Annotated in this window: 10 protein-coding genes and 1 pseudogene; 6 read left to right on the forward strand and 5 right to left on the reverse strand. The window is 42.6% G+C overall.

From position 1 onward, the window contains the following. Positions 1–376: 376 nt before the first annotated feature. Both A1D16_RS17860 and A1D16_RS17865 read right to left on the reverse strand, forming a co-directional pair. Positions 377–691, reverse strand: a complete 315-nt coding sequence (locus A1D16_RS17860) for a DUF6660 family protein (RefSeq protein WP_366207014.1) — start codon at positions 689–691, stop codon at positions 377–379. 77 nt (positions 692–768) lie between these two features. Continuing rightward, positions 769–1,623: an AraC family transcriptional regulator gene (locus A1D16_RS17865; RefSeq protein WP_290712022.1), complete on the reverse strand. Its 855-nt coding sequence runs from the start codon at positions 1,621–1,623 to the stop codon at positions 769–771. 86 nt (positions 1,624–1,709) lie between these two features. Here A1D16_RS17865 and A1D16_RS17870 point away from each other — a divergent pair, with 86 nt between their 5' ends. The 4 genes and pseudogenes from A1D16_RS17870 (at position 1,710) to A1D16_RS17885 (ending at position 4,794) form a co-directional block, all read left to right on the forward strand. After that, entirely contained in the window at positions 1,710–2,672 is a 963-nt protein-coding gene (locus tag A1D16_RS17870; RefSeq protein WP_290712024.1) for a polysaccharide deacetylase family protein, read from the forward strand. Positions 2,673–2,761: 89 nt separating this feature from the next. Further along, positions 2,762–3,775, forward strand: coding sequence for a zinc-binding alcohol dehydrogenase family protein (locus A1D16_RS17875; RefSeq protein ID WP_290712026.1), 1,014 nt, complete (start codon positions 2,762–2,764; stop codon positions 3,773–3,775). A gap of 29 nt (positions 3,776–3,804) precedes the next feature. Next, the gene (locus A1D16_RS17880) at positions 3,805–4,113 is read left to right on the forward strand and encodes a hypothetical protein (RefSeq protein ID WP_290712028.1); all 309 of its coding nucleotides are present in this window, start codon (positions 3,805–3,807) and stop codon (positions 4,111–4,113) included. Positions 4,114–4,189: 76 nt separating this feature from the next. After that, positions 4,190–4,794, forward strand: a pseudogene (locus tag A1D16_RS17885) (hypothetical protein). Between the two features lie 45 nt (positions 4,795–4,839). Here A1D16_RS17885 and A1D16_RS17890 read toward each other — a convergent pair. Then, positions 4,840–6,255 (reverse strand): hypothetical protein, encoded by a 1,416-nt coding sequence (locus A1D16_RS17890; RefSeq protein ID WP_290712030.1) that lies wholly within the window; start codon positions 6,253–6,255, stop codon positions 4,840–4,842. Positions 6,256–6,792: 537 nt separating this feature from the next. On the opposite strand from A1D16_RS17890, the gene A1D16_RS17895 reads away from it, so the two are divergent. Next, on the forward strand, positions 6,793–9,102 hold the full coding sequence (locus A1D16_RS17895) for a hypothetical protein (RefSeq protein WP_290712032.1): 2,310 nt from the start codon (positions 6,793–6,795) through the stop codon (positions 9,100–9,102). A gap of 84 nt (positions 9,103–9,186) precedes the next feature. On the opposite strand, the gene A1D16_RS17900 is transcribed toward A1D16_RS17895, so the two are convergent. Together A1D16_RS17900 and A1D16_RS17905 are read right to left on the reverse strand one after the other, a co-directional pair. Then, the gene (locus A1D16_RS17900; protein WP_290712034.1) at positions 9,187–10,485 is read right to left on the reverse strand and encodes a restriction endonuclease; all 1,299 of its coding nucleotides are present in this window, start codon (positions 10,483–10,485) and stop codon (positions 9,187–9,189) included. Positions 10,486–10,524: 39 nt separating this feature from the next. After that, positions 10,525–11,583, reverse strand: a complete 1,059-nt coding sequence (locus A1D16_RS17905; protein ID WP_290712036.1) for a DUF4365 domain-containing protein — start codon at positions 11,581–11,583, stop codon at positions 10,525–10,527. A gap of 277 nt (positions 11,584–11,860) precedes the next feature. Here A1D16_RS17905 and A1D16_RS17910 point away from each other — a divergent pair. Continuing rightward, a partial coding sequence (locus A1D16_RS17910; RefSeq protein ID WP_290712039.1) for a hypothetical protein occupies positions 11,861–12,646 on the forward strand: 786 nt, incomplete at its 3' end.

Here is a 12,646-nt window from a genome sequence, read left to right on the forward strand (position 1 = left end):
AGCGTCTACCGGTAATTTACTGGCGCTCCAGAGACCCCAGATCAGCAAGGCAACTGTCATCATGCCTATGATGAGCTTGTTCTTGATCGAATAATGAATTATTTTATTCAGCATAGCTTAAGAATGTAAAGTAACAAGGTGGTAATATCGAAGTATAGCACCCACAGCACCTAATAGCAGGATAAATCCTAGTACTATCAGGATAGCTTTACGCAGTATTCGTATCCATACAGGATGTTTCGACTTCCTGGCGGAACGGTACAACGAAGCCTTGCGGGTTGCTGACTTTTTAGTTGTCATAACCTGCGAGATTTAAGCAAACAATAAAAATGCTAGTATTCCGCAAATGCGGTTAATAGTAGAAGATATCAGCCAACTAATTGGGCGGCTGCCAGATTGGAGTAGCTATTTTGAGGGGAGCGCCCAGGTAATAGGCCATGTGTTCTATTGAAAAAGAAATTTTAGGCAGCTCAAGTTGCAGGGAAGCTGTGTTTATGCAAACAATGGAGCAGCAGGCACACACGCATAGGGGAGAACAACTGTCTGCATGAGTGCCTTTTTCTTCCTGGTGGTTTTCGGTTCCTGCATGAATGCTTATTGCTTTTAGATTCGTAGGCGTATGAAGATCAGCACATGGTCTTCCGATCAGCGCTAAAATTACCAACGACATTATGTAAGCAAATATTTTCACTGCTGGCAAAGGTAATCGGTTATTTAACCAGGACTAAATTTTTTAATTCAACGCTGTTGCAATTAGAATGCAGGGCTTTAGTTAGCAGTGCCATTTAGCCTGAGTTTTGCAGGAGAGCAGCCGAACTGTTTTTTGAAAATTTTATTAAAATGGCTGGCATCGTTAAAGCCGAGCTTCTCCGATATTTCATTTATATTATAACGGCTTTGTTTTAGCAGTTTTTCTGCAGCTTTCATTTTGTATTTTAAAACATGTTGCTGGATAGAAAGGCCGGTGTGTTTTTTTACATAAATACTAATATAGTTAACCGACATCAGGAATTCAGTGGCCATGGCTGATAGTTTCATTTTTTCTTTGTCCAGTGCATTGGTAGAAATATAGGAAAGCACTTGGTCTATTTTTTCGCCTTCCACAGATAGCCAGCTTTTCCGGCTGTTTGTTTTATTTATATTCCTGATAAGTATGGTCAACAGGGCAGAGAACAAATCGGCAATCACTTCCTCTTTGTAAAACCTGCTATGGGTAAATTCATTCAACAACAATCGGGCTAATTGAAAAACCTGTGCCTGTTCCTCTTTACAGTGTATCAGTGTTTCATAAATATGGCGTTTGCCCGATAAGGTCAACTTTACAGATTCTTTCCAGTTATGATTGGTGCGTATTGTTAATAAATCCAATAGAAATTGCTCGGTATATTTCAGGTAAATGAATTTGGTTTTCTGCTCAATAGTAAATGCATGTTTATCGGCAGGCGTTAGTAAAAACACCGCTCCTTTTTGGTAATTGAAACTAACCCCGTTAAGCCGGTGTTTGCCTTTCCCTTTTTCGATAAAAATCAATTCGTAAAAATTATGGTTATGGTATCCATAGTCCCACTGCTCTTTCTCAAGAGTAAATACATTAAATGAACGAAAATTTATGATGCGATTCAATTCAATTGATTTTTACAAAAATAGAATAAATAGTTACTATTAATTATACTGCCTAAGGATCTACTTTTGAGTTATAAGTGTTTACTATGAAATTCAGGTACCAGGTTTGTATGATGATGGTAACTATGCTGTTGTTACTGTCCTGTAAAAATGACAATCAGGATAAGAGGAGCGGGAATAAACCTACCCATCCGCACTGGCCAAATAATGCACAGTTGGTGATTTCAATTTCTATGCAGTTTGAAACAGGTGGTCAGCCAGCGGGGGTGGAAAGCCCCTTTTCCGGGAATCCGCTGCCGAAAGATGTACCCGACCTGCCTGCAGAAAGCTGGTATCGGTACGGCGCCAGGGAGGGCATTTACCGGATGCTGGATCTTTGGAAGAAATACGGTATTAAAGTTACCTCGCATGTGGTTGGGGCCGCCGCATTGAAATACCCTGAACTTGCCAAAGCTATTGCAGCCGGCGGCCATGAAATTGCAGCACATGGTATTTCCTGGGATAACCAGTGGAATAAAAACTATGCCGATGAATTGAAATTTGTAAAGGACGGGGTAGATACGGTTGCGCAGCTCACCGGACAAACAGCCATCGGGTATAACTGCAATTGGTTACGAAGAAGCCCTAATACACTGAAAGTTTTGCAGGACCTTGGTTTTATGTACCATATTGATGACCTGAGCCGCGATGAGCCGTTTATTACGAAAGTAAGGGGAAAAAATTTTGTTGTTATCCCTTATACAGAACGGAATAATGATATAATAAAAATTACCGGCGAACATTGGACGCCCGACCAGTTCCTGTCTCAACTTAAACGGGAGTTTGACCAGCTTTATGCGGAAGGCGCGCAGAAAAGACGAATGATGAGCATCAGTTTTCATGACAGGATTGGGGGCTCACCGGCCATGGTTAATGCCATGGAGTCATTTATCAGGTACACCAAAGAAAAAACGGGCGTGTTTTATATGCGGAAGGATGATATTGCTAAACTGGTGATCAATGATCCGGATACACCAGTTGATAATTCAGAAGAAATGTATAATAATTAAGCGCGCTGGTACATACAAACTTTTTATCGAAAATTGACACCAAACGAATTTTTGTATACACAATTTAAAAACAGTTAAATAATTGATTTATGAAAGCAATAGGATTTAGAACATCATTACCGCTTACGGAAGCGGAGAGTTTTATTGAGTTTGAAAAAGAGCAACCAATACCCCGTGATCGTGAATTACTGGTAAGGGTAGCAGCCATATCGGTTAACCCGGTAGATTTTAAGCTGCGTCAAAACAGCCTCCGGGGTAAAACCCAGGACCAACCCAAAGTGATCGGCTGGGATGCTGTAGGAACCGTGGAAGCAGTGGGGGATAAGGTTGTTTTATTTAAAAAAGGGGATAGCGTTTTTTATGCCGGTGATATAACCAGAGATGGCTCCAACCAGGAATACCAGTTGGTGGAGGAAAGGATTGTGGGTTTTGCGCCAAAAAACAGTTCTGCGGAAGCGGCCGCTGCCATGCCGCTAACAGCACTCACGGCCTATGAAATTTTAATCGACCGGTTCAGGTTAACTGCGGATAAAGACAAGGGTAAGTCCATTTTGATAATCGGTGGAGCTGGTGGGGTTGGTTCGGTGGCTATACAATTGGCCAAAGAAGTATTGGGACTGAAGGTAATTGCCACTGCATCGAGGCAAAATTCGGTGGATTGGTGTAAAAAAATGGGAGCAGACTGGGTGGTGGACCATAAGGACCTGGTTAATGAAGTAAAAAAAGCCGGATTTGAAACGGTGGATTTTATAGTTGATTTTGTAGATCTAAATCAATATTGGGACAGCATGGTAGAACTGATCAAACCCCAGGGAATGATTGGTTCTATAAGTGATCCGGTACAACCTGTAAACCTCCGCCAGTTGAAGGGTAAAAGTGTAAGCTTTCATTGGGAATTGATGTTTACACGTTCCATGTACCAGACGCCTGATATTAACAGACAACACGAGATATTGAACCATATTGCGCAGTTAATGGATGCAGGCACTTTACGATCTACACTTAACAGAACCATTCGTGGTTTTAATGTTGAGAATTTGAAAGAAGCACATCGCCTGTTGGAATCCGGGAAAACGATCGGTAAAGTGGTCCTGACCTTTTAACCGGGATAAGAAGCAGAAAATTATCACAAATGAACTATGAAAGATTGTTTTCCCTTTATCATATGGGAAATATAGCGCTGAAGAATCGCTTTGTTATGGCCCCGATGACCCGGAGCCGTTCTACCCAGCCGGGGGATATACCAAATGAATTAATGGCAACCTATTATTCGCAACGTGCAGCTGCCGGGTTAATTATTACAGAGGCTACACAGGTATCCTTGCAGGGTATGGGCTATGCTAAAACACCTGGTATTTATAGTAAGGACCAGGTGGAAGGTTGGAAACCTATTACCGACGCCGTTCATGCAGCCCCTGGCACCATCGGCCTTACTGGCTAAAAATACCAGTGTATACATATTTGATGGTGCACCAAATGGACAAGCCAGCTTTGTACCTGCTGAAGAACCCAGGGAAATGACGACGGCAGATATTCATGCTACTATTTCGGCATTTGCCCAGGGTGCAAAGAACGCTATTGAAGCAGGATTTGATGCTGTGGAAATACATGGGGCACCGATAAATATGGCCAGGGTAAAGAAGGCAGGATCCTGTTTTTGCTGGAACTAACAACAGCTGTGTTGAAGGCCGTTGGTAAAGAAAAAATCGGTGTACGGTTGTCGCCGTTTATTAAGTTTAAGGATATGGATGATCCGGAAATCTTAGATACCATTATGCTTGCTGCGGCAGCACTTAACCAGCTTGGTATTGCATATATTCATCTTTGTGAAGCCGATTGGGATGATGCGCCAAAAATTCCGCTCGCTTTTCGACAACAACTGAGAAAAATATTTCAGCATACGATTATTGCCACCGGTAATAAAACACCTGCTGAAGGCGAAGTATTATTGCAGGAAAACCTGGTGGATTTAATTGGTTTTGGCAGAAAATTCTTAACCAACCCCGATTATCCGGAAAGGGTTCGAAAGAATGCGGTATTAAATGAAATTTCAGATACCTATACCTTATTTGGAGGAGGTAATGAAAGAGGATATACCGATTACCCGTTTATGAAAGAGTAGGGGCATCCAGGCAGGGGTCGGATGGAATAAGGGGCGTACGAAGATTTATTTTTTTATCGTCAAGATACCGATTTGGGCTTCGGCGGGTAATAGAACGGTTTGATTATTCTGCGAAAAGCTTGATAGTAGTTGAGGCATTGGCTCACCCGATGCATAGTCATAAAGCAATTGCTTGTTATAGGTAAGTTTATTGTCAATTCGAATCAGAAAAAGTCCGTTTTTATTCTGTTTATTGGAGGGGTAGCTTAGTTTGTCGCCATCTGCATATAAGTTTTCAGTAAGGTCGTTGTAAATAATATAAACTGTATCGTTGATAAAACTGCTTATGAAGGAAGGGTTATCTGTTCCATATTGAAGTTTAGGAATACGTACAGCAGCTTCAAACCTGAAATCTTTCTGTAACTGAATACAGGCTATGTCGTTGTATTTTTGACTGGTTGAATATTGTCCGCTGATAGTTTGATATTGTTCTGCAAGTATAGTATAACCTCCATCGTTTCGCTTATACAGCTGTTTAATTGTGTAAGGGAGCCTGTCTTCTTCCTTTAATTTGTTTTCCGGGTAAAGCCCGGTAAAGCTGGTAAATGCAGAATCTGTTACCAGTCCATTTTCAGCGTCTACTTTATAAATATACCATTCACTGGCAGACAGCCTGTTAACCTTAGCGTCATTCTCGTAGGCAAAACCGGTGAAATACAAGGTATTGTTGTTGTCTTCTAATATATCTACAGACGGTGAATATTTATTTTCAAATCGTATGGTGAGTTCTTTTTCTGTATTGTCGGGCCTAATAAGTATAATTTTTTGTTGTGTTTTTGGCTTTTCGGCTATTCTTTTTTTCCAGCTATAAACTTGCAGGGCTGAGAACCATGCTGTACCATTGTTGGCTACGCCGATTTGCTGGCTTGATCCTTCGTACGATACAGTTCCGGAAAATTGTACATTTCCTTTGGCTGTATTGATAACTATAAAATCTCTTATTGTAGTTTGTGTGGCTGCTTTGAAGGAGAAATTAGTGAGCAATAATTTTGACCTGTCTTGTGAGTAATAAGCATACACAATTCCCATGTAACCATCCTTAAGTTGAGCAGCTACGGCTGTACTGGGTTGTTCAGGATGCTGAAAACTGGATTTGATGAATAGGATATTAGTTTGTTTTCTGTTTTCGTTCTGAACTATTACGTGTACTAACTGGGAATCGGTAGAAAAGGATGTTAGGTATTGCTGGTTTTTTTCTGCCAATATCAGCGTGTCTTGTTGTTTTAATAACAAAGAGTTATCAAAGCTGTGGAGCAAAATTTTTTTGGAATCTTGTATCTGCGTTGCAAAAATAGCATTGCCTGCTGCACCGCAGTAATTTACCACAGCTTTGGATGGCAATTTTTTGGACCATTTGAAGCTGAGTTCCTGCGCTGTTGCCGTATTGAAAATAAGTAACCCGATTATTCCGATTTTATACATAGTATTCAAATAACTATTTAAGAAAGGTGGTTCTGCTATAAATCATAAAAGCTGGGTTGCATGTTGCTCGGCCTGCTTCCAAAAATAAAGAAACCCGTAAACTCAAATGTTTACGGGTTTCTTCCGTCAATTACGGTACTATTTGTATCTGGCGGAGAGAGAGGGAAATGAACCACCCCCTTTCCATACTATTAATCAATGAGTTGAGTGCTGCAAAATGGCGTTACTCCATGGATGACGCACAGCAATTCGCAATTTATTGAAAGAACAAAAACAGAGCGTAAAGATAGTCATATTGTCTTAAACAGTATAAAGATTAGTGGGGTACTTGATGAAAGAAAGGACTACTGTTGTAATGTTATAAGGTACAGTTGAAAGAATTGATTTTACAGACAGGGAAAAGGGGTATTCGCTTTTAGTGTCAATTGGTGTGAAATAGTTTTGCTCAGTAGTCTGACTGGGGGTATTAAAAAGACACATTATAATATCAGGAGCTATCCCTTGTCTTTACTCGCTCGGAATTCTTAAATTGCTAAAATGCCCCACAACCTTAAAACATACGCTACCATATTGCCGCGGCACCAACGCCTCCTGTTTTTTGTAGACGGCACCATCAGCGAAACGGCGCTGCGTCGTATCATGGAAGCCAATCTTTTGATATGGGTTGGCCGCTACAACCCGATTGTACCAGTATATAATAACACTATTGGACAGGAGTGGCTGGAAATGATCCGGCATTTCGATCCGGATATTATTTATTACTCCCCAACCATTGACCTTCGCTTCCTGGAATCACTTGGATTGTTTCACCCCAGGGAATATACTGAGTTGAAGGATGAGCACCGGTATTATTTTCCCGGTGTTGGAAGCTATTGCTTATTGCATGAACACGGCCACAATTATTTTCTCACAGATCATACCAAACTACTGCGATACGATGAAGCCTATGATATGCAGGTCCAGGCAAAATTATTTTACCAGTTGAATTTTGGATTCCGGCCACTATACGCGGAAGAAACTAAGTGGATCAGGGGGTTCAGTTCGACCGACATTAATAAGGACAACGCAAACCAGATTAATCAGTTGATATCTACCCAGCGGCCCTATTTTACATCGCTGCTGTCTGCACTGCATGTCCATTCCATATATCTGACGAGGAATGAAAGTTGGAAAGACAAAAGGTTTGAATGGATCATATGTGACACCGGGCACTACCTGGACGACCTTTTATACTACTGGAACCGGCAGCTTTACATAGAACCGCGAAACATATTGACGCAGGTAGTATCCACCAAAGACGAGATCGAAGCGTTATTGACGGATGAATGGTTCGAACCATTATTGCATCATTTAAGCATCGACAACCAGGTCTGCCTGGTTTCACGGAGCATGGATGAAACTGCTTTGGCGGGCATCCGCAGCAACATGCAGCAGATAAGCAGGTCTGCAAGGATAGAAGCTGAGCCACTACCGGCATTTCCTTTTAAAGCTGGAGGTGTTCGACAAGTCCGTTCCAGCCAGGTAAAGGCAGTAAAAAACCTTGTACTTGGCAAATCAGATTTTTTGAAATTACCACCGGTTACTTTTGAAAACGGACGGGGTATCGACAACGGACCTTATGCGGCTGATATCATGCTGGAAAGAGATACCGGCGACGAGCAACAGGAGATAAAATTCCCCTATGGGACAGAGCTGCATTTTATAGTGTGTAAAGAGCCGTCACGTGTAAATAAGCAACACCGGGCTACTGTGTTTATCACCCGAGATAATCCAGGCTTTGATATCGCCATTCCTTCAGACCTGGATCTGATCAGGGCGGTGCTGATGTACAGGAGGCAACATAAAAACCTGGTAACGCTGCCGATAAGCGGTCTTTCCCCAAGCTCCGCAGGGCAGAAACTATCGGCCTTTTTGAAAATTTTCAGGAATGACTGGCAGTTAGTACGGCAATTTTTGGAAGAAGCGCTCTGGCTGCAGCTTTTCCGGTATGAAAGCAAATTGAAGGATAGTGGCATTGCGGCCGGGAGAGGAGTTTTTTCCTACCAGGACCTGGAAAAGGAGTTAAATGGTTTATATGAAAAACTCATGCCCGAAGTTGCCGTTAACCTAAAAGAGAAGAGGGACCTGGATATGGACCAGGCCGCTGTTCAACAATATCTGGAACGATGTAAGAAAGAAGCCTTTGCCTACCATATCGATGACAATATAAATTTCCTGATTGCCAATGGTGGCTTGTTTGTAGGCATGATGGTAAAATGCCATCAGTGCGGATCGAACAAGTGGTATTCACTCTCGGAACTGCGGGATAAACTTCCCTGCAAAGGGTGTTCCGGTGAAATCATGCCGGATTTGAGCAGCAAGGTCTATTATAGACTGAGTGATACGATCATTAACAATGTTCTATCGGATCAGACTAAGAACGGCAAGGAATATGATGGCAATTATGTGGTGATGAAGGCCCTGCTCCACCTGAAAGGTGACCTCCAGGAAACCGGCAACAGCTTTATCTGGGTTCCCTGCCTGGATTTTCAGGGAAAGAGTGGTAATAGCCCTATCACCAGTGACGCAGATATTGTGGCCATTCAGAATGGAAAGTTGGTAGTAGGGGAAGGAAAATATGATTCAAATGATTTCTCCACCAAGGTCATGAACAGCCTGGTGTGGATGGCCAATGAATTATTAGTAGATAAGATCGTTGTAGCCTGTGCGAACGGTAGTCTGGAAGAAGTAGTAAAATACATCAATGACCGTTTAACAAACAAGCGCTGCCGGGTCATTGCATATAAGGCCTCTACTCCCTGGTATCAATTGCCCGGTATCTTTGGTATGGAGCCGCCCAAAAAATAACCAGGCAACCAAGTTGATTGAGTAAATTCCAGTAACTTAAGAGTTGGATTAAACATTTGTACCCGTGTAAAACGTATACAATCTTTACAACGCTTGTATCTCCCGGTACAATATTTTATAATGACGAAGGACCTTGTCTTTGTTCGCTTCCATAAAATCAAATAAATCTCTGTCATTTTTCATGACCGCTTCACCAGTCACATCAAAATGATCGTTTAATACAGGTAATGTTAATGGGTAATTGTATATCGGCTGACCGCTTATTAATAAAAAACGCGCATCAATATAATGGAAAGGCTGGTAAGCTTCATCAAGTAATCGTTGCGTGTCGAAACTTATTGGTTTCCCATCCGCAGGCATCTTTCCGCCTGAAGGATCCCAATAGGGGAACAATACATCGCTAAGTGACATACTTTTGTTGATCATTCCCGCCTGCCATTTGGCATAATATTTCTCCTCCAGTTCCTCCAGTGAAACAAGATGGATATTGGTATTTTTTATCGCATCATAACATCCCTGTTGAAACCCGCTTTTTGAAACAATAAACCCGGTATTTGCGCCATAGTTGACCATCACATCATGAAAAGCATGCACCACTTCCTGTTTTACTGAATGGTTCCAGTGCTTGCATTCAATTAAAATTTGGGGATGGTATTCGCTGCTCCTGTCTATTGCATACACATCTACTTCCTTTTTACCACGAACATGCTCTAAAACTTTTGAGATTTCAACATCGAATCCCATTTCCCGGAATAACTGGCCAACAAAATCCTGGAGTTCCTGCCAGGTTTGCGGCCTTGTATTGAAAATGACCTTTCCATTGTTTGGGTCGATGGGAACTGACCGTTCGGGACTTGTTTGAATAGCCGGCTTAGGCAAGGTCTTCGTTGAAGGATGGTGAACATGATCCTTTTGCTCAACTACATTGGTTTGAGGGATTTCCAGGCTATTTTTCTTTCCTTCCATTTTGTATACGGCCCGGCGGATTTTACGGTACAGTTTATTCATGGCCCTGTATTCGGCAACATGAACGGCTATAACATTAAAATCCTTGGACCGCAATAAGCAGTATTGCTTGACAGCGTTATACAGGGTTCTTACCCTTTTGTCGGCCGTCCAGATGTCATTGATCTTTGTGGTAGCGTATCCATGTGCATTACGCTCTTGGTCAAAATCCCTTAATTCTTCCCTGCCCTGTATTTCCTGCAAATAGCTGTTCAGTTCATTTAAGGTCTCATTCATTACTACCACCGGCCTGCGATGTACTGCCAGGCGGTGCTGGTAATCCCTGTCTTGCAGGTATTGAACCTCGAAATCCCGGATCAATTGATTAAATTGATCAACGCTTATTTCGGTGTCGTATTTGGCAGACTTCAATATCATAAAAGCATCCATAAATTTCCTTGTCTTTTAACGATAATCTTATTTTTCCCCTATTGGCTTATAAACGATATAGTCCAAAATTGCAGAATCACCCCGGTTGGCCATCTTATTCATTAATTGTGCAAGCACATCTGGGTCATCAATGGTGAAGTCTCCGACACGGAAATTCGCCGTCGGCGTTACCCAGAAAAATGAAGTATCAGCAAGACACCTTTCCCTCAGCACACAATAATAGTGCAACCGGGGGTCCTGGAAGCCCTTGAAAAATTCGGGGAGTAATAGACTTTGTGCATATCTTGGAAAAGAACTGTATAGAACACCTAACGCATTAATCCCGGTCCTCGAATAACTGTCACCCCTTATTACCAGCTTGCTTATATGCTCCCTTTTCAGTTTGTTCCCATTATTCCTTATAAACTCAAACAGTTGTTGCGTACGCTTGTTGCCTTCAGGCGTTGCCCAAATGGAAGCACCGATCTCAATTACCTTGTCAATGATCTGATCAGGATAGCTGAAAGTATTTTCTTTATTTAATGCTTCAATATAAGTGAACAAAAGGCTGGAAAGGTTATCATCATAAAGTTTTAAAGAAAGATTTGCCAGGTCGTAAAGTGTAATTAGCTTCTGGGTTTCATTTTCCCAGGTGGCAATTGAAATCAATTGACCATTCAAATCATCTTTTAATAGGGAGTGCTTATGAATATTAATTTGTATTGATTGAGAAATCAGCTCGTCATAAATATTTACCTTGTTATTAGTATCATATAGCCATTTTTGAAGCCATGCGTACCACATTTCACCACTTGAAATTGAAGCTACAATAAGGATTACCGGGATCCTGCATTCATACGCATACCGTAAAAAAGATTTTGGCAACCTTTCATATACGAAATCACCCACTTGTTCTACCTGTTGATGCGACTTGATCTGGACCTTGATAATCTTTCCCGAAACCTCATGGATGGCAAGCTCCATTTCAAGATCAATTCCAAAGTCTTCGTTTTGATCGCGTGCAATCCAACACTGGGACTTTTCTATCTCAACCTTGACCATGTGTTGGCCTAAACTTCCCAGTTGTTGTGCTATACTTCTTTTCATAACTTTAAAATACGCTTTAGTATTTATTTTAGCAGGTATACCTATTTAGCCAGCCTTAATAAATTATTGCAATGGAAACATACCGCAAACGGGATCAATATTATATTGACAGATACGACCGCATGACCATCGAAGTATTGAAGGAACTGGAAGCGAAGGAATCAGCGGAGCTGGCCGGTGTATCGGACCCCCACGAGCGATGGAAAATTGAGCTCAGCCACAGTATGGATTTCGGGTCGTTCAAAAACAGGGCTATCACGAGCGCCAGGACCGGCTCGTGGCTACGCATCGCCAGCCCACGGGCGTCGCCTGTAATACCTGCGGCGCTGCCATGCTGTTTTCCGTGCATTTCTTTGATCACGACGGGGTTCCCCTGCTATTTGTCTTTGAATGCCCCCACCGCCATGCACCCCGGAAAGCCGTCTACCCCGATGGACGCGAGTACCATTTTCCCCGGCCAACCTGCAAACAGTGCGGCTACGAGGTAACTCGGGAAAGCCATAAGGAAAATAACATCCTGTACACGACCTCCACCTGCCCGATGTGCGGTGCAGTGGAAAAAGATGAACTCGACCTGAATGTCACGCGTGGGCCGGAACTACCGGTTACCGAAGAGGACCGGCGCAAGTACTGTCTTTCCTTTTTTACTGCCCGGACGTTCTACGAAGACCTCGAAAGCCTGGCAAATATGTTCGATTCGCTTGAGGAGGGGCAGAAGGATCAAATGGAAAAGCAACTTTATGAGGTGGACAAGATCGAAAAGCTGACCATCCCGGCGCTGGAAACCCGTTTGCAAAGGATCATCGATGCTGCCGGCTTCATCAAACTCTCCTTTGACCGCCCGGAGATGAAAACCTGGACCGTGGTTCCCTTCAACCTGCAGGACCCGGGCGACCGGGATGAGAAAAAGAGCATTAAGGCAGCGGCTAAGTGCATCCGGGAAAGTCTGCACACCACCAACTGGCGCCTGGTAGGTAATATTGATTACCGGCTCGGGTATCTTACCGGTAAACTCAAAGCGCACGAAAGGGACGAAGATCTGCTCAAGCTGGGGAAGGAGATT

The sequence above is a fragment of the Flavihumibacter sp. CACIAM 22H1 genome (genome assembly GCF_001601815.1).
Lineage (GTDB): Bacteria > Bacteroidota > Bacteroidia > Chitinophagales > Chitinophagaceae > Flavihumibacter.